We start from the raw sequence: 17,863 nt of genomic DNA on the forward strand, positions 1-17,863 counted from the left end.
GACTATTCACGGTCCTCCGCGCTGGAACGGCGGCGCATCATGACGAAGAGCCCGAGTCCGGCGGCGAGGGCGACAGCCGCGCCGATGCCGATCACGACGCCCTTGGAAGCGCCGCTGTCGGAGCTGCCGTCACCGGCGGCCGGCTCGGCCGACCACCAACTCCAGTAGCCGTCCTGACCCCAGAGATTGCCCGCGGCCTCCGGCATCGTCTTGATGGACCCGATCTGGTCGGTACGGTACGCCTCGACGGCGTTCGGATACGCGAGGACATTCATGTAGCCCGTGTCGTACAGCCGGGATTCCATCTGCTTGACCAGGCCGGTCCGCCTGGCGGCGTCGTACTCCGCGGTCTGCTGCGCGTAGAGCCCGTCGAACTGCTTGTCGCAGATGAAGTTGTCGGTTGCGCCGGTGTCCTTGGGCGTGGCCGGCAGCGCGGAACAGGTGTGGATGGAGAGGACGAAGTCCGGGTCCGGGTTGACGGACCATCCGTCGAAGGCCAGGTCGTAGTCGCCCTTGACCCACGGGTCGGAGACATTGTCGAGACAGTCGACCTTGAGCCCGATGCCGAGCTCGCCCCACCACTCCTGCAGATACTTGCCGATTGCCTTGTCGTTGGGGTCGGTGGCGTGGCAGAGGATACGGAAGTCGAGCGCCTTGCCGTCCTTGCCGACGCGCTTGCCGCTGCCGTTCTTCCTGTAGCCGGCCTGGTCGAGGAGCGTGGCAGCCTTCGCCGGGTCGTACGCGATCTTCTGGCTCGCGTCCGGCTTCCAGAAGTACGACTCGAAGCGCGGCGGGATATAGCCCTCGCCCTCCACGGCGTGCCCCTGGAAGACCTTGTCGACGATGGTCTTGCGGTCGGTGGCGTGGAAGAGGGCCTTGCGGACGGACGGGTCGAGCAGCGCCGTATGGCCGCTGCCGAAGGTCTTGCCATCCTTCGACCTGGCGCCCGGGTTGGTGGCCAGGGCGAAGAAGCGGCGGCCCGGCGCGTCGTTGACCTTGATGTTGTCGGCGCTCTTGAGGGCGGTGGCCTGGGCGGGCGTGAGGCCCTGGACGAAGGAGACCTCGCCCTTCTGCAGCGCGGCGACCGCCGCGTCACCGTCCTTGTAGTACTTGAATACCAGCTCGTCGAACTTGGGCGTCCCACGCCAGAAGTCCTTGTTGGGCTTGAGCTTGACGAACTGGTCGACCTTGAAGTCGGTGACGATGAACGGGCCGTTGCCGACGATGGGGAACTTCTTGTCGTTGTTGAACTTCGAGAAGTCGCCGACCTTCTCCCAGACATGCTTGGGCACGATCGGGACGTCGAGCGCCGCCATGGTGGCCTGCGGCTTCTTCAGCTCGATGACCAGTGTTTCGGGGTCCGGCGCGGTGACCTTCTTGAAGTTGGCCGTGAAGCTGCCATTGGCGGTGGCCGCGTTCTCGTCCGTCATCATCTTGTTGAAGGTCCAGGCGGCGTCCTCGGCGGTGGCCTGCTTCCCGTCGGACCACTTGGAGTTCTTCCGGATGGTGTACGTCCACGTCAGCTTGTCCGGGGACGGCTTCCACGCGGTGGCGAGTCCGGGGATCGGGTGGGCGTCCTTGACGTCGTAATTCGTCAGGTACTCGTAGGCCAGTCGGTGGATGGTGGTGCTGACCAACTTCTGCGCCAGGAACGGGCTCAGGGAGTCCACGCTCTGCGAGACGGCGACGGTGAGGACTTTCTTGCCGCCGTCGTCGGCGGCTTGGGCCGAGGGGGTTGCCGAGCCGACCACCAACAGGGCGGCGGCGCCGGAGGCCAGAAGCAGTCGGATGCGGGGTGGAACCTTTGTGGCCATGGGACGGGAACCTCGCGTCATCAGTCGCTCGGAGAAGGTGAAGCGAAGGTTTATCAGCGGTGGCGAGTTGCGTCAACGATCCGTCAAACCCCGTGTGGGCTGCGGGAATGCAATGAGGGCCCGCACCGTGGAGACGGTGCGGGCCCTCATTGGTTTAGACCTCTGTCGCGCTACTGCTGAGGGGCTGGCGGTGCCTGTGGAGGCTGCTGCTGCGGCCATCCGGCGGGCGGTACGGGCCCCTGCAGATCCGGTTGTCCCGGACCACCCGGCTGGCCCTGCGGACCGGGCTGTCCGTGGACAGGTGCGGGCGGACTCGCGGGGGACTGCGCCTGGGAGGGCAGCGACTGCTGCCAGCCCTGCGGCGGATAGGGCTGCTGACCCTGCGGCGGCTGCTGGCCACCGTACGGCTGCTGCGGCTGACCCTGCGGGTACGGCTGCTGCGGCGGGTACGGCTGCCCGGGCATGGGCTGTCCGGGGGCGGGCTGTCCGGGCATCGGCTGCCCCGGCGCCTGCTGGTGCCCCGGCATCGGCGGCGCCAGGTGCGGCGGCGGGTTGCCGTCCGCGGTCCACAACCCCTGCTGCTGCTGAGCGCGTACGAAGTCCTCGGCGATCAGCGCGGACAGGTTGAAGTACGCCTCACGGGTCTTGGGGCGCATCATGTCGAGGTCGACCTCGGCGCCGGCCGACAGGTGCTCGTCGAACGGCACCACGATCACACCGCGGCAGCGCGTCTGGAAGTGCTGAACGATGTCATCGACCTTGATCATCTTTCCGGTCTCGCGGACCCCGGAGATGACCGTGAGGGAACGCTGCACCAGCTCGGCGTACCCATGGGCGGAAAGCCAGTCCAGTGTCGTCGACGCACTGCTCGCGCCGTCCACGGACGGCGTCGAGATGATGATCAACTGGTCGGCCAGATCCAGCACTCCGCGCATCGCGCTGTAGAGCAGACCGGTACCGGAGTCGGTCAGGATGATCGGGTACTGCTTGCCCAGTACGTCGATCGCACGCCGGTAGTCCTCGTCGTTGAACGTCGTGGAGACCGCCGGGTCCACGTCGTTGGCGATGATCTCCAGACCCGAGGGCGCCTGCGAGGTGAACCGGCGGATGTCCATGTACGAGTTGAGGTACGGGATCGCCTGGACCAGGTCACGGATGGTGGCCCCGGTCTCGCGCCGCACCCGGCGGCCGAGGGTGCCGGCGTCCGGGTTGGCGTCGATCGCCAGGATCTTGTCCTGCCGCTCGGTGGCCAGGGTCGAGCCGAGCGCGGTGGTCGTCGTGGTCTTGCCGACGCCGCCCTTGAGGCTGATGACCGCGATCCGGTAGCAGGACAGCACCGGTGTACGGATGAGGTCGAGCTTGCGCTGCCGCTCCGCCTCCTCCTTCTTGCCGCCGAGCTTGAAGCGGGCGGCGCTGGAGGGATTGCGGCTGCTCTTGGCCTTCTGCTTGCCCCGGACCAGGCGGTCGGAGGAGAGCTCGACGGCGGCGGTGTACCCGAGCGGGGCGCCGGGCACGGAACGCTCGCGCTGGTCGTGTGTGACCGGCGTGGGCCAGGCGGCACCGGTCCGCGGGTCGATGGGCCCGGCCTGCGGGGGAGCCTGTGGCTGGCCCTGCTGTGCGGGCAGATAGGGCGTGGCGGGGGCGGGCAGGTTCGGCGTCTGCGGCGGTACGGGCGCGTGGGCTGCGGGCTGCCCGGGCTGTCCGGGCTGGGGGAAGCCGTAGCCGCCGTGCGGGGCCTGTGCATTGGGGCCAGGGACGGCCGGGGGCAGCGGCGCGGCGGGCCCGGGCGACGGCGGAACGGGCTGGCCCTGCTGCGGGAACCCGTAACCGCTCTGCTGCGCGGCGTGAGGGGGTGTGGCGGGCGCGGGCAGGTTCGGCGTCTGCGGCGGTACGGGCGCGTGGGCTGCGGGCTGTCCGGGCTGCGGGAAACCGTAGCCGCCGTGCGGGGCGGGCTGTCCCGGCACCGGCTGTCCGGGCTGGGGGAAGCCGTAGCCGCCGTGCGGGTTCTGCGCGTCGGGGCCAGGGACGGCCGGGGGCAGCGGCGCGGCGGGCGCGGGCTGACCGGGCCGACCCTGCTGCGGGAACCCGTAACCGCCCTGCTGCTCAGGAACAAAGGGAACGGACGGGGCTGCCGGGGCGGGTGTCTGCCACGCGGGCGCGGCCTGAGGACCGTTCTGCGCCGGCAGCTGAGCCTGCGGCGGGGCGGACTGGTCGTTGGTCTGCGCGGATACCGGCCACTGCGGCGCGGACGTCGGTGCGGCCGGCTGGAAGGCGGGCGGCAGCGGCGGCAGTCCGGTGCTCTGTGCCGGGGGCGTCGGGGACCACGGCTGAACCGGTGCGGGCGCGGGCGGAGTGTCCTGCGGAGTGTCCTGGGGTACGGAGTCGGCCGGAGCGGCGTCCTGGGGTACCGAGTCGGCCGGCTCCTCGGCCGGAACCTCCGCGTCTGCCGGAACCTCCGCGCCCGCCGGGGCGGCCTCGTCACGGGGCTCGGCCTCGTCGCTGTCGGAGTCCTGCGGCTCGTCGCCGACCGAGTCCGCGGTGTCATCCGCGGAGGCGGCCGCGGACGCGTCGGCTTCGGCGGCACCGGCAGGAGCCTCGCCCTGGGGTTCGGCTTCGGCCTCGGCGGAATCGTCCGCTGCGCCCTCCGAACCAGTGCCGGAACCAGAACCAGAACCAGAACCAGTGCCGGGACCGGAGTCGGAACCGATACCGGAGCCGGACTCCTCCGTCTCCTTGGCCGCGGCCCGCTCCTCCATCTCGCGCTTCAGCGCGGCCGGGGAGAACCGCATGGTCGCCCCGCTCTCGATATCGCCGCCCCCGAAAGGCTGCGGCGCGGGCTCGGCGGCCGCCTCAGCAGCCGGAGCCGGCGGCACAGCAGCGGGCGCAGGGGCAGGAGCCGCTTCAGGTGCAGGGGCAGGGGCAGGCACCGGGGCAGGAGCCGGCACGGGTGCCTGAACCTGTGCCGGAGGAGGCGGCGGTGTCGGCGCCCAGCTCGGCTCGAAGCCACTGCCTGCGGGCAGCCCCGGCACCGCCACCGGCGCACCGTTGGGCGGCGCGGGAGGAGGCGTGAGCCCCTGCTGGCCCGCACCGCCGCCCGACGTATCGCCCGACGCGTTCTGCGTGTACCAGGCCGGCGGGGTGTAGTCGATGGTGAACTCACCCGTCATCTCGGCGGGCTCCGCGTCGGACTGATCATCGACGGGAATGTTCCAGCCCCCGTGGATCTCGTCCCGATCGCCGTTCACTTTGCCTCCTGGTGTGGTCGAGCACCCTTGTGCCGTGGTGGGTGGGGGCGACCTGTTCGTCCGATCGGCCCGGCTCTCCCCCTGTAGGACGCGGCCAACATGCCCGCAGGTTCTTCTGCCGCGCCCTGTCCCACCCTAATCGTCAACAACCTCGATACGGCAGGCCCGACCACGCGTCGGCGACTGTCCCGTACGTCACGCGCTGCCCCCAAGTGAACTGAGTGCGGCAGAGCGTAAGAAGTCGATAGGTCAAAATGGTACAACTGCGTACGGACTGATGGCCGCTCAGTCCATCCGGCGAGCGCTGCCCAACAATCCGGTCTCGGCGTCCGTGGCCTGCGTCATGACGAACTGCCGGTCCCGCGCAGTGCACCAGAGCGTGACGCCGTCCGCAAGAGTGGACAGCGCCTCAGTCTCGGGCCGCGGGAGATGCATGATGCGCCCGATCTGCGCGGCCTCGTCCGGCGAGACGCGCTGTATCCCGACCAGACCGGACTTCTCCATCAGCCGCGGTGCCACCGGGCTCAGATACGGCAGCAGCGTCACCACCGACTGCCAGGGACCCGAGACCACCCGCCCGCGCGGCGGCCGCATCCCGCAGTCCCGCACCACCACGACCGGACTGCCGGCCGAAGCGCCCTGCGGCGGCACCCGCCCCACATCGTGCAGCGATATGCACTGCTGTCCGCCGCCCGCCGCCTGGGCCAGCGTCGTCCAGGCGTGCGCCCGGCCCGTCTCCACGGTGACCCGCGCACCCGTCGCGGCCGCCCGCAGCGCGAGCACCTGCGCCGTCCACAGGCCGCCGATCAGCGTGACGTCGTACGCCGTGGGGCGGTTGATGCCCAGCACCGCGGGCTTGCTCTCGGCATCGACGCCGACGACCACTCCGTCGTCGCCGACCGGCAGCGCCAGCGAGGACAGTTGGTCCATCGAGAGCGCATGCCGGTCCCGGCGCGGTCCGATCAGTCCGAAGCCGATACGAGGCTTGGCGGCAGGCACAGACATCAGCGGGCTCCCCCGAGCGGCAGTGTGGCGAGCATGCCGGGCAGTTGCTCCCGGTCGAGCCGCACCAGCCCGGTCTTGACCCCGCGAGCGGCGCGCTCCAGTTCATGGCGCGCGGCAACCAGTTCCTCGTCGCTGCGCCCCGTGATGCGGACATGCCCGCTGACCGTCACGCCCTGCCGGTCACCGTGCCCCAGCGTGAGGCTGAAAGTGGTGGCCAGCGCGGGGATGGAGGTGAGCAGGGCGACGAGCTGCGGCATCGGGGCCCCGCCGCCGCCCAGTTGGGGCCAGCGGCTCACCCAGTACGTGGTGTGGCGGCGGTCGTCGACGCGCCAGGTGCGCGAGGTCTCCTGGGTGCGCGACGCGGGTGTCTCCGCCCGGCTCGCCTGTGCGATGGCCATCGGGCTGGCGCAGCAGGAGGTGGCGATGGCCGCCGTCAGCTCTTCCTCGGTCAGCACGGTGGCCCGGAATCCGGCGCCGGTCAGCCGGCTCGCCAGCTGGTCGGCGGTCCGCACGAGGCACTTCTGCGCGCCATCGAGGCCGCCGCCGCGCGCCGCCACCGCTTCCGGGCAGAGTTCAGGGTCGAGCTTGAGCGCGATCCAGGTGATCCGTATCGCGGGTGACCCGGTCTGCGCCTGCAGTGGTGCGTAGTTGCGCGCGGCGACCGACTGCTGCGGCAGATGCGGTGCGGGCGCGGGCTGGGTGTGCTGGACGATCTGTGCCGACTCCAGCCGGATGCCGTCGACGTCGAGCACATCGCGCAGCAGGGCCATCGGCAGCGGCCTGGCGGTACGGTCCGGCCGCAGGGCCGTGGCGTCCGACTCGACCTGCAGCACGGCCGTCAGGAAGGTCCCGTCGCCGATCATGCCCACCGGTCGCCGGTCGCGGTCGCTGAAGGTGTACGTCCGCAGGGCGGGGTCGCACTCGACGGCGGGCGCGAGCCCCGGTTCCGTGTCGGGCGGGAGGACCAGCGATGCGGCCCTGCGCCTGCGCGCGCGGAGGGCGAAGACGGTGGCGAGCCACTCGGGCATCGAGCGCCGGTGCCTGCGCAGCAGGGCCAGCAGCACCAGCAGCGCGGCGACCACAAAAGCGGGAACCAGCATCAGCGGATCGATCACCCAGGCCACAAGGAGCAGCGCCGCGGCGATCTCGATCAGTACGAGCTGTTGCAGTCGGAACGAACCGAAGTGCCCTGGTCGTGCCTGGAGTCGGGGTGCCGCCGGTCCCTGGGACGGTGCAGTGGGCCGTGCCGAGGCCTGCCCGTGGGGTGCCGGCCGCACCCGCGTCGCGGAAGCCATTAATCCGCCACCCCCCAGTTCATTAGGCCCCAATTCATCCCGATCACCCCTGTCCGGCCCTGCGCAGCAAGGCTCCTGGCGGCTGGATCACCCTACCCGCCCCGCAAGCACCGTCGATCAACAGGCATAGTAGGGGGCCGGTCCGACAACGAGGGCCCGGGGACCGTGCTCATCACAAGGTCCCCGCGGGGAGAATCAGTGCCTTCTTTACCAATGGGGACTCATGGCATCACGGCGGGATGAGCTCAACGCGTACACCTTTGCGAAGAAGCGCACGGTGGCGGCATTCCTCCAACCGTCCACCACGGGTACGGAGGAGGGGGCACCGCGCCCGATGCGCGCCGTCGTCCCCAGCATCATCGTCGGTGCGCTGGTCGTGGCGGGATTCGGCGCCTTCGGCATGTTCAAGCCCAAGGCTCCCAAGGACTGGGCCCAGCCCGGCACCAAGGTGATCGTCGGCAAGGACTCCACCACGCGCTATGTCGTGCTCGCCACCGGCAAGGGCAAGAACCAGAAGGTCCTCCTCCACCCCGTTCTGAACCTCGCGTCCGCGCGACTGCTGCTCACCCCCCAGCAGTTCAAGGTGATCCAGGTCAGCGACGACATCCTGGACTCGGGCAAGCCCCCGCGCGGCCCGATTCTCGGCATTCCGTACGCACCCGACCGACTGCCGTCCGCCAAGGAGGCCGCCGAGTCCAAGCGCTGGGCGGTCTGCGAGCAGCCCGGCGGCGGTAAGGGCGGCACCGTGCAGAAGGCGACCTTCGTCCTGGGCGACCGCGATCTGAAGCGGACCGAGGGCGAGCAGCGCCTCAGCGGTGGCCAAGTCCTGTACGTCAAGGGCCAGAACGGGCTGCGCTACCTCGTGGACGCCGGCGGCACCAAGTACCTGGTGCGTGGCAGCCAGAGCGATGCCGGGTTCCTCACCCGCGCCCTGGTCGGCAGCAAGGAGCCGCAGTCCGTCACCGACGACTGGCTGGCGACGCTGCACGACGGCACCCCGGTCGACTTTCCCGCCATCCCCGGCCAGGTCGGCGCGAGCGCGGGCATCGGCGGCGGGCTGACGAGGGAGCAGGACCAGGTCGGCATGGTCCTCCAGGCCCAGACCGGCTCCGGGCCGCAGCACTACGTCGTGCTGCCCGGCAAGGTCCAGCCGGTCTCCGACTTCACCGCCTGGCTGCTCATCAGCTCCCCGCTGACCGACAAGCTCAACATGCGCGGCGAGGCAGTCAGCGTCGACGCGGCGTCGTTTGCCCCGGAGAGCGACTTCTTCGGCGCTCAGTACCACTGGCCCTCGCTCAGGTCGAAGCAGGTCAACTCCCGGGACGGCGACCGCGACACCGTCTGCAGCGTGCTGCGCAAGGTCGACGACAAGGGCCGTACGACCCTGTCCACCTGGGCCGGCTCCGAGTACCCCGCGGAGATAACCGCAGGCGGCACCAGCACCTATGTCACCCCCGGAACCGGCCTTCTCTACACGCAGGTCCAGGGCAAGCAGACCAAGCCCGACGGCTCGCTCTTCCTGGTGACCGACACCGGACTGCGGTACGCCGTCCAGGCGAACGGCGACAGCGACGCGAACCGCTCCGACATCGGCACGGGCGACCAGCAGAAGCAGCAGGACGGCCGCCCCGAGCCCAGCCAGGCGCAGATCCGGCTCGGATACGAGAAGGTCACTCCGACCCTCGTGCCGATCAACTGGTCGGAGTTCCTGTCCAAGGGACCCCGGCTCGACACCAACAGCGCGCGTCAGCCGCAGGGTTCGTAGGGGAGTGCGACCGATGCTGCACCTGCGCAGGAAGACCGCGCTGCTGACCGCCGCAACGGCGCTGACGGGTCTGTCGGCGATGTCCCCGGCCGCATACGCCGACGAAGTCCCGCACCAGCTGGGCATCAACGGCAGCGGCGAGTGCACCTTTCCGATGAAGAAGCAGATCGAGGGGATCCCCTGGCCGCTCCAGCGGGTGCTGCTCGACGAGTTGTGGCAGGACACCAAGGGCAAGGGCGTCCGGGTCGCGGTCATCGACACCGGCGTGGACAACGCCAACGTCCAGCTCAAGTCCGCCGTCGACGCCTCCGCGGGCAAGGACCTCCTCAAGCCCGACAAGAACAGCTCGAGCGACGACAAGCGCGGCAAGACCGACGGGACGGTCGACGAGGTCGGCCACGGCACCAAGGTCGCCGGGATCATCGCCGCGCGCCCCCGCAAGGGCACCGGCTTCGTCGGGCTGGCACCCGAGGCCACGATCATCCCCATCCGCCAGAACGACGAGAAGAACAGCGGCAACGACAAGACGATGGCCACGGCGATCGAGCACGCCATCGCCAAGGGTGCCGACGTCATCAACATCTCCCAGGACACGACGAAGCCGCTCTCGCTCGACTCGACCCTCAACAAGGCGATACAGCAGGCGATCCAGAAGAAGATCGTCGTGGTCGCCTCCGCCGGCAACGACGGTATGGACGGCAAGCTGAAGGACACCTACCCCGCCGCGTTCCCGGGCGTTCTCGCCGTCGCCTCCTCCGACCGCAACAACGAACGGGCGGTCTTCTCGCAGGCGGGCGGCTTCGTCGGCATCGCCGCCCCCGGAGTCGACGTCGTCTCCACCGTCCCCGGCAACGGGCAGTGCGTCGACAACGGCACCAGCTTCTCCGCGCCGTACGTCGCCGGTGTCGCAGCGCTGCTCAAGGCCAAGTACCCCGGCTGGACCGTGCCGCAGATCATCGCGCAGATCGAGCAGACCGCCGAGCGCAGCATCAACGGCAAGGACAGCTTCGTCGGTTGGGGCGTGATCGACCCGGTGCGCGCGCTCAGCGGCGACGGCCGCCCGATCGACGCACCGCACGCCGACCCCGGCCCGCCGAAGCCGCCCGCGCCGGAGCCCGCGCATCTTGCGATGACCGAGACCGCTCAGGAACGCAAGGAGCGGTACTCAACCTACGCGTTGGGCATTGGCGTCGTACTGGTGGCAGTGGTCGCGGGGGCGGCAACGGTCATCCGGGACACCCGGCGCAAAAGGGCCCAGTGAGCCAAGTCTCCATACGGGACTTTGCAGTTGGAACTGTCGTATCAAGTGGATAGAGTGGCTGTAGGACTCAGTGAGGACTGTGTCCGTACGGGGGCGGCATCCAATCGGCTTCCGTCTACAGCACCGTAGTAGGAAGAAGGGGCACGATGTCGGGTAGCGGCAAAGACCTGAATGTAACAAGTGGCGATATCACCGGTCTGTCCAAGCAGATCGACAAGTTCCAGACCGAGCTGAACAGCCGGATCACGTCGCTCAACAGCGTGGTGGACCAGATCCAGACCGGCTGGAAGGGTGCGGCGAGCCAGGAGTACGACCGGGCTCAGAAGGACCTGAACCTGCGTATGCGGAACGTGCAGCGCGACCTGGAGAACCTGCAGAACCTCGTGAAGATGAGCGCCGACGGCTTCGATGCACAGGAGACCGAGCGCATCCAGACCTTCCGCAAGATGGAAGCCTCGCAGGGCAGCAGCGCCATCCTCAGCATCTGAGCCGTCCGGATCCTCCGCAGAATCGCCACTAGGAGTAAAGCATGACGACTGCTGTCAACTACGACACAGTGACCACCGCGGCCGGTGACGTCCGCGGCACCTCGAAGTACCTGAACGAGCAGCTCCGGGACCTGCTGACGCACGTCAAGAACGTCGCGGGCAACTGGGACGGTGACGCCAAGCAGGCCTACATCGAGGTCCAGGCCAACCTGGCCCGGGACATGGACGGCCTGAACGCGGACCTGGCTCAGATCGCGCGTCTGCTCGACCAGTCCGTTGTCGGCTACCAGGACACGGACAAGGACAATGCCACCCGTTTCCGCATGATGCACTGACGAGCATCGAGCGAACGTCCAAGGGGGGTTGCCCGCGCAGGCGGGCAACCCCCCTTGCCGTACAAGCTCCTACCTGAGATCGAACTCGCCGTCACGCGCGCCGAGTACGAACGCGCGCCACTCGGCCTCCGTGTACCGCAGAACCGTCTCCGGCTCCAGCGACGAGCGCATCGCGACCGCCCCGCCCGGCAGATAAGCGATCTCGACGCGCTCCTCGTCCTTGCTGGTGCCGGGCGCGCTGAGCCACTCCACACCGGAGATGTCGAGGGCGTACAGCTCTTCCTTCTGGCGTTCCTTCTCGCTTGCGTCAGCCATCGGCGCGGTCCCTCCCAGGTGCGATGAACGAGGTGCGCAACCACACTACTTGGTGCGTCCCGGCAGCCTTGACGGCTGCCGGGACGTGTGCCGGGACGTGCCGGGACGTGTGCCTCGAGGGACTACTGATCCGGCAGCCAGCCCACCTGGACCAGCGGTGCGCCCCGCTTGCGGGACACGAAAGTGCCACGTCCCGGCGGCATCGGACGCGCCCGGACATTGCCGAGGATGTCTCCCTCGCCCGGGTCGCCGGAGAGGATGACGCCCTGCGCGCCCAGCTCCTTGATCCGCTGCATGAACGACTCGTACATCGCCCGTGAAGCTCCGGCCGCGCTGCGCGCGATGATGAAGCGGATGCCGACATCACGCGCGAACGGCAGATTGTCCACCAGTACCGACAGCGGATTGCCCGAGTTGGTGGCGACCAGCTCGTAGTCGTCGATGAGGACGAAGAGCTGCGGCCCGGTCCACCAACTGCGGTCGCGCAGCTGCTGCGGTGTGATGTCCGGCTTCGGCGCGCGCTTGCCCATCACCGTGTTGATCGCGTCCATGTGCATTTCCATCGCGGACGTCATCGGCGCGTACTCCAGCAGATGCGAGGCCGGTACGGCCTCCAGCATCGTGCGCCGGTAGTCGCCGACCACGATCCGCGCCTGCTCCGGGGTGTAGCGCTCGGAGATCTGCTTGGCGATCAGCCGCAGCAGCGCCGTCTTCCCGGACTCGCTCTCGCCGAAGATCAGGAAGAACGGGTCGCTCTCGAAGTCGACGAACACCGGCTCCAGGTTCGTCTCGTCGATGCCGATCGCGATGCCGTGCTGCGGATACTCGAAGCCCTTGGGCAGCTGCTCGGCGGGCAGCCGGCGCGGCAGCAGCCGGACGGTCGGCGCCGCAGGCCCCGCCCAGTTCCCCTTGACCGCCTGCACAAAGGCGGCCGTGCCCTCCGACAGATCGCCGGAGCTGCTGATCGAGTCGATACGCGGCAGAGCCGTCATGAAGTGCAGCTTCTCCGGGACCTGGCCACGGCCCGGCACACCGGCCGGGACGTTCGCCGCGACCTTGCGGTCGAACTCCGAGTCCATGACGTCACCGAGCCGCAGCTCCAGCCGCCCCAGCATCTGGTCCTTCAGGGCCGCACGTACCTCCATGTAGCGGGCGGCGGTGATGATGACATGGATGCCGTAGCCCAGGCCGCGCGCCGTGAGGTCGGCGACGACCGGCTCCAGCATCTCGTAGTCGTTCTTGAAACCGCCCCAGCCGTCGATGACCAGGAAGACATCTCCCCAGGCCTCGCCGGGCAGCTCGCCGGCGGCGCGCCTGCGCCGGTAGGTGGCGATGGAGTCGATGTTGTTGGCGCGGAAGAACTCCTCACGCCGGTTGAGTACGCCCATCACCTCGGCGACCGCACGGCGCACCCGCTCAGGGTCGAGCCGCGAGGCGATACCGCCGACATGCGGCAGGTCGGAGAGCGAGGACAGACCGCCACCGCCGAAGTCGAGCGCGTAGAACTGCACTTCGGCCGGGGTGTGGGTGAGCGCGAACGACGAGATCAGCGTCCGCATCAGCGTCGACTTGCCGGACTGCGGACCGCCGACGACCATCATGTGGCCCGCTGCTCCGGAGAAGTCCCGGTACAGCACCTCGCGGCGCTGCTCGAAGGGCTTGTCGATCAGGCCGAGCGGGACGGTGAGACCGCCCGGACGCGTGTACTCGGTCGCGGTGAGACCGCGGTCCGCGGTCGGCGCGAGACCGGGCAGCAGCTGGTCCAGCGTGGGCGCCTGGTCCAGCGGCGGCAGCCACACCTGGTGGGCGGGCACACCCTGACCCTCCAGCTTGCGCACGATCACATCCAGCACCGTGTCGGCGAGCGCCTCGTCCTCGGCGGCGTTGGCGGCGGCCAACGCGGCGGGATCGGGTGCCGCGTACACCACCGGCACCGGAGTCGCGGTGAAGACCACGGGCCGCCGCTCGATGGGCAGCTGGCCCACCGACAGATCAGGACCACTGGTGCGGTACGTACCGGAGACGTACGCCGCCTTGAAGCGGGTCATCTCGTCCGTACCGAACTTCAGATAGCCGGAACCGGGCACCGACGGCAGGTGGTACGCGTCGGGCACACCCAGCGCCGTGCGCGACTCGGCCGCCGAGAAGGTCCGCAGACCGATCCGGTACGAGAGATAGGTGTCGAGGCCGCGCAGCTTGCCCTCCTCCAGGCGCTGCGAGGCCAGCAGCAGATGCACACCCAGCGAACGGCCGATACGGCCGATCTGGATGAACATGTCGATGAAGTCGGGCTTGGCGGTGAGGAGTTCGGAGAACTCGTCGATGACGAGGACGAGCGAGGCCAGCGGCTCCAGCGGGGCTCCCGCCGCGCGCGCCTTCTCGTAGTCGTGGATGTTGGCGTAGTTGCCCGCCGAGCGCAGCAGCTCCTGCCGGCGCTGCAGTTCACCGCGGATCGCGTCACCCATGCGGTCCACCAGCGTGAGGTCGTCCGCCAGGTTGGTGATCACGGCCGCGACATGCGGCATCTGCGACATTCCGGTGAACGTCGCACCGCCCTTGAAGTCCGCGAGGACGAAGTTCAGCGTCTCCGACGTATGTGTGACCGCGAGGCCGAGCACCAGGGTGCGCAGCAGCTCCGACTTACCGGAACCGGTGGCGCCGACGCACAGACCGTGCGGGCCCATGCCCTCCTGCGCGGCCTCCTTGAGGTCCAGCATCACCGGCTGGCCGTCCTCGCCGACACCGATCGGTACCCGCAGCCGCTCGGCGACCGACCGCGGCCGCCAGGTGCGGGCCACGTCTATGGACCCGGCGTCCCCCAGGTTCAGCAGATCGGTGAAGTCCAGGTTGGCGAGCAGCGGTTCGTCGTCGTCGCCACCGCCCATCCGCAGCGGCGCGAGCTGACGTGAGAGCGCCTCGGCGGCCGGCAGCGAAATCCCGTCAGGCACACCCTCGTACGCCACCCGTGAACCGGACTCGAGACGCAGCCGCGCCGGTCGTACGACCACCGAAAGACCGCCGCGCGGCTCGTCCAGATCGCCGGCGACGACCTCGACGATGGTCACGCCCTGCAGACCCTCGGCCGCCGCGAACAGCGAGTCCGGCGGCACCATCCCGCCGTCCAGTACGACGACGACATGCGGCTGGTCCAGGACCGGCTGGTTCTCCCGGCTGAACCGCGGCCGCCCGTCGAGGCGGCTGTGGAGCAGCTGCTCCAGCTCACCGAGGTCGTCGCCGAACAGCCGCTTCGTACCGGCGCCGTCCACCTGACCGGGCACCTGCGTATGCGGCAGCCACTTCGTCCAGTCCCAGCGCGGGACGGCTCCCGGCGCAGCCACCACGGCGACCATCAGGTCCTCGGGGGAGTGCAGCGTCACCAACTGGGAGACCAGCGCCCGCGCCGTGGACTGCGCCGACTCCGGCTCACCGGAGACCGTCACGTGGTAGAAGGCGCGGATCGAGACCGCCATCGGCAGCCCGTCCAACGAGCCGTGCACCGCGAGGAACTGCTGCATCGCACCGGCCGAGAGCGGCTCCAGCTCGTCCACCGGCGCGGTGTCCGGCGCCACGAGCGGCGTGGCCAGCTGCTGCGCGCCGAGACCGATGCGCACCTGCCCGAAGTCGTTGTCGCCCACACGCCGTTCCCAGACCCGCGAGCCCTCGGCCACCACGGACCAGAGCTGCTCGGGGGAGGGGTGCAGATAGAGCTGGGCATCGCGCTGCTTGCGCGCGGTCTTGCGCACCGTACGCCGGGTCTGTGCGAGGTATTTGAGGTAGTCGCGGCGGACATCTGCCATTTGCCCCTGCGTACCCTTGCGGAACCTGACGATCTGGGCGACGACCATCCCGACGGTCGAGACCAGCATCATCACGCCCATGATGCGCATGAACGGAGGCGCCTGCGGCGAGAAGAAGAAGACCACCGAAGAGCCCATGCCGAGGACCGGCAGAATCTGCATCAGCATGCCCTCCGACTGACCCCGCGGCAGCTCCGGAGGAGCCTCCAGAGCCAGCTCCTCCGTGGGCACTTCAGGCGGCAGCGACCTCGGCGGGCGTTTCACGACGATCTGGCTCACCGGAGCATCAATCCCTCGATACGGACGGGAGACGGACGGGCTGATTCCGCACCGGCGCCCCCGTGACTGCCTTTGCTGCGGACTTCCCTCCGCGCGACGGTGATCCTACTTGCAGGCCCCTGCCCCGTGTCCCGGTAGGGTGTCGCGCGCACCGTGCGCAACCGCGAATCAGGGCGAACCAGGGGGTCCAGACAGTGAGTACGACCGCAGCGACCGGCTTCTGCCGCGTCACCGTCGTGGCGCCGGACAGCCGAATCGATGTTGCCCTCCCGGAGGACATCGCCGTCGCCGACGTCTACCCGGAAATCCTGCGGCTGACCGGCCAGACGCAGTCCCCGGGCGCCCCGACCGGCTACCACTTGGTACGCCGCGACGGGACCGTACTCGAGGGCGCCCGCTCGCTCAGCGCCCAACAGGTGCTGGACGGCGAGGTCTTGAGCCTGCGCCCCTTCGCCGAGTCACTGCCGCCCGCCGTCTTCGACGATGTCTCCGACGCCGTCGCCTCCGCGGTCACCCGCGACCGCCATCTGTGGAGCGACGACCTGTTGCGCGGTGCCGGCCTGGTCGGCGGTGTCCTGCTGCTCGTCCTGATGGGCTTCGTGCTCTGGTTCGCCGACCCGGTCCGCCACGACATGCACAGCCTGCCGGGCATCATCGCGGGCGCGGGCGGTCTGCTGCTCACCGCCTTCGCGGGCGTACGGGCCAGGGTGTACTCGGACCGCGCCACCGCCGTCGCTCTCGGACTCGGCGCGCTGCCGCTGCTGCTCATCGCGGGCTCCGGAATCATCGGCCCGGACGCCGGTGCCGGCCCCGGTCGGCTGCAGTTCCTGCTCGGCTGCGTCACCGTGCTGGTCGCCTCGGTCGCCCTGGTCGCGCTCACCCCCAGCGGCGACGCCCCCTTCGTCGCGGCCACCTTCCTGGGGGCCACCGGCACCCTCGCGACGTTCCTGATGATCCTCACCGAGGCCTCCGCCACCGAGACGGCGGCCGTCGTCGCCCCGGTCGCCATCGGCCTCGTCGCCTTCCTGCCCGGCCTCTCCGCCCGCTTCGCCCGGCTGCCCATCGGCTACGCATCCCCGCGCAGCGCAGCCGAGGGCTACGACGACTCCTTCGCCGACCCCAACGAGACGCCCGAGGCCCAGCCCGTCGACGCCGAGCGGATCGCGGCCCAGGCGCGCCGCGGCCACGAGATGCTGCTCGGCCTGGTCGGCGGCTGCGCCGCTGTCGTTGTCGGCTGCGCCGCCGTACTCGGCTTCTCCAACAGCATCTGGGGTCAGTTCCTCGCGCTGGCCGCCGGCCTCGCGATGCTGCTGCGCGCCCGGCTCTTCCGCTACACCTCGCAGGTCGCCTGCACCCTGGTGGCGGGCATCGCCGCGATCGCGCTGCTGGTCCTCGGCCTCTCCCTGAACCCGCCCGTCGACCTGATCAAGGACCTCCTGATGTACGGGGACCGAGGCGGCCTGGACATCCGTACGATCTGGCTCACCGCTGCCGTCGCCGCCGGCGCGGCCGTGATCACCGCGATCGGCCTGGTCATCCCGAGGAAGGGCCTCTCGCCCTTCTGGGGCCGGCTGCTCGACCTCACCGAGAGTCTGGTGCTGCTCTCGCTGGTCCCGCTCTGCCTCGCCGTACTCGACATCTACAGCGCGGCCCGCTCGCTGACCAGCTAGGAGCATCCGCCAGAGGCGGCGGTGGCACGCGCCAGAGGCGCCGCCGCGGGCTGGTACGCTGTGTGACGGCCGTTTGTGTACGCGACCTCCGGAGTTTCTCTGAAACTCTGCGGTCTGCGCTCATCGGACCTTCGCCTCCGAGTCACGGAAGCTCCCCTGAGATCAAGACCAGGGGCACTCGTGGGCGCATCGAACATCAAAGAGGAGTACCGAGTGTCTCTCGACGCCGCTACGAAGAAGCAGATCATGACCGAGTTCGGCACCAAGGAGGGCGACACCGGCTCCCCCGAGGTCCAGGTGGCGATGCTCTCCCGCCGTATCTCGGACCTGACCGAGCACCTCAAGACGCACAAGCACGACCACCACTCCCGCCGTGGTCTGCTGATCCTGGTCGGCCAGCGCCGCCGTCTGCTGCAGTACCTGGCCAAGAAGGACATCCAGCGCTTCCGTGCGCTCGTCGACCGCCTCGGCATCCGCCGTGGTGCGGCCGGCGGCGCCAAGTAAGACGTTGGTGGAGGGAGCGGTTCCCACTCTTAGGGGGCCGCTCCCTTTGCTGTACGTGCGCTACGTACCGGACGCCAATTAGTCTGGATC

Annotated in this window: 12 protein-coding genes; 6 read left to right on the plus strand and 6 right to left on the minus strand. The window is 69.5% G+C overall.

Annotation, left to right across the window (positions count from 1 at the left end; translation table 11 throughout):
- Positions 1 to 2: 2 nt before the first annotated feature.
- From ACFYXH_RS20610 to eccE, 4 genes are all read right to left on the minus strand, one after another.
- Complete coding sequence (locus ACFYXH_RS20610; protein WP_389564683.1) at positions 3 to 1,814, minus strand: ABC transporter substrate-binding protein; 1,812 nt, start codon at positions 1,812 to 1,814, stop codon at positions 3 to 5.
- A 170-nt stretch (positions 1,815 to 1,984) separates the two neighbouring features.
- Complete coding sequence (locus ACFYXH_RS20615) at positions 1,985 to 5,059, minus strand: SCO5717 family growth-regulating ATPase (RefSeq protein ID WP_389564686.1); 3,075 nt, start codon at positions 5,057 to 5,059, stop codon at positions 1,985 to 1,987.
- 285 nt (positions 5,060 to 5,344) lie between these two features.
- Positions 5,345 to 6,064 carry a hypothetical protein gene (locus ACFYXH_RS20620; protein WP_362687417.1) on the minus strand — a complete coding sequence of 240 codons (720 nt, stop codon included), beginning with the start codon at positions 6,062 to 6,064 and terminating at the stop codon, positions 5,345 to 5,347.
- On the minus strand, positions 6,064 to 7,359 hold the full coding sequence (gene eccE / locus ACFYXH_RS20625) for a type VII secretion protein EccE (RefSeq protein ID WP_389564689.1): 1,296 nt from the start codon (positions 7,357 to 7,359) through the stop codon (positions 6,064 to 6,066). Before eccE ends, ACFYXH_RS20620 begins: the two co-directional genes overlap by 1 nt.
- A 223-nt stretch (positions 7,360 to 7,582) precedes the next feature.
- Between eccE and eccB the strand changes: the two genes are divergently transcribed.
- From eccB to ACFYXH_RS20645, 4 genes are all read left to right on the plus strand, one after another.
- Positions 7,583 to 9,124: a type VII secretion protein EccB gene (gene eccB, locus ACFYXH_RS20630; protein ID WP_389564692.1), complete on the plus strand. Its 1,542-nt coding sequence runs from the start codon at positions 7,583 to 7,585 to the stop codon at positions 9,122 to 9,124.
- Between the two features lie 13 nt (positions 9,125 to 9,137).
- Complete coding sequence (gene mycP / locus ACFYXH_RS20635) at positions 9,138 to 10,385, plus strand: type VII secretion-associated serine protease mycosin (protein WP_389564695.1); 1,248 nt, start codon at positions 9,138 to 9,140, stop codon at positions 10,383 to 10,385.
- Between the two features lie 146 nt (positions 10,386 to 10,531).
- The gene (locus ACFYXH_RS20640) at positions 10,532 to 10,873 is read left to right on the plus strand and encodes a WXG100 family type VII secretion target (protein ID WP_389564698.1); all 342 of its coding nucleotides are present in this window, start codon (positions 10,532 to 10,534) and stop codon (positions 10,871 to 10,873) included.
- 41 nt (positions 10,874 to 10,914) lie between these two features.
- Complete coding sequence (locus tag ACFYXH_RS20645; RefSeq protein WP_389564701.1) at positions 10,915 to 11,208, plus strand: WXG100 family type VII secretion target; 294 nt, start codon at positions 10,915 to 10,917, stop codon at positions 11,206 to 11,208.
- Between the two features lie 69 nt (positions 11,209 to 11,277).
- Here the strand turns inward: ACFYXH_RS20645 and ACFYXH_RS20650 are convergent, their stop codons facing one another.
- Entirely contained in the window at positions 11,278 to 11,523 is a 246-nt protein-coding gene (locus tag ACFYXH_RS20650; protein WP_389564704.1) for a DUF397 domain-containing protein, read from the minus strand.
- Positions 11,524 to 11,645: 122 nt separating this feature from the next.
- Positions 11,646 to 15,599, minus strand: a complete 3,954-nt coding sequence (eccCa, locus tag ACFYXH_RS20655) for a type VII secretion protein EccCa (protein ID WP_389564707.1) — start codon at positions 15,597 to 15,599, stop codon at positions 11,646 to 11,648.
- A gap of 194 nt (positions 15,600 to 15,793) precedes the next feature.
- Between eccCa and eccD the strand changes: the two genes are divergently transcribed.
- Together eccD and rpsO are read left to right on the plus strand one after the other, a co-directional pair.
- Complete coding sequence (eccD, locus tag ACFYXH_RS20660) at positions 15,794 to 17,269, plus strand: type VII secretion integral membrane protein EccD (protein ID WP_389564710.1); 1,476 nt, start codon at positions 15,794 to 15,796, stop codon at positions 17,267 to 17,269.
- A 213-nt stretch (positions 17,270 to 17,482) separates the two neighbouring features.
- Complete coding sequence (rpsO, locus tag ACFYXH_RS20665; protein WP_093600212.1) at positions 17,483 to 17,773, plus strand: 30S ribosomal protein S15; 291 nt, start codon at positions 17,483 to 17,485, stop codon at positions 17,771 to 17,773.
- The last annotated feature ends 90 nt before the right edge of the window (positions 17,774 to 17,863 follow it).

The organism is Streptomyces sp. NPDC002730 (assembly GCF_042888805.1).
Classification (GTDB): Bacteria; Actinomycetota; Actinomycetes; order Streptomycetales; family Streptomycetaceae; genus Streptomyces.

Excerpts from the sequence above, each read along its gene's own strand:
- ACFYXH_RS20610 (WP_389564683.1), bottom strand. The coding sequence starts at position 1,814 with ATGGCCACAAAGGTTCCACCCCGCATCCGACTGCTTCTGGCCTCCGGC.
- ACFYXH_RS20620 (WP_362687417.1), bottom strand. The coding sequence starts at position 6,064 with ATGTCTGTGCCTGCCGCCAAGCCTCGTATCGGCTTCGGACTGATCGGA.
- eccE (WP_389564689.1), bottom strand. The coding sequence starts at position 7,359 with ATGGCTTCCGCGACGCGGGTGCGGCCGGCACCCCACGGGCAGGCCTCG.
- eccB (WP_389564692.1), top strand. The coding sequence starts at position 7,583 with ATGGCATCACGGCGGGATGAGCTCAACGCGTACACCTTTGCGAAGAAG.
- mycP (WP_389564695.1), top strand. The coding sequence starts at position 9,138 with ATGCTGCACCTGCGCAGGAAGACCGCGCTGCTGACCGCCGCAACGGCG.
- ACFYXH_RS20640 (WP_389564698.1), top strand. The coding sequence starts at position 10,532 with ATGTCGGGTAGCGGCAAAGACCTGAATGTAACAAGTGGCGATATCACC.
- ACFYXH_RS20645 (WP_389564701.1), top strand. The coding sequence starts at position 10,915 with ATGACGACTGCTGTCAACTACGACACAGTGACCACCGCGGCCGGTGAC.
- ACFYXH_RS20650 (WP_389564704.1), bottom strand. The coding sequence starts at position 11,523 with ATGGCTGACGCAAGCGAGAAGGAACGCCAGAAGGAAGAGCTGTACGCC.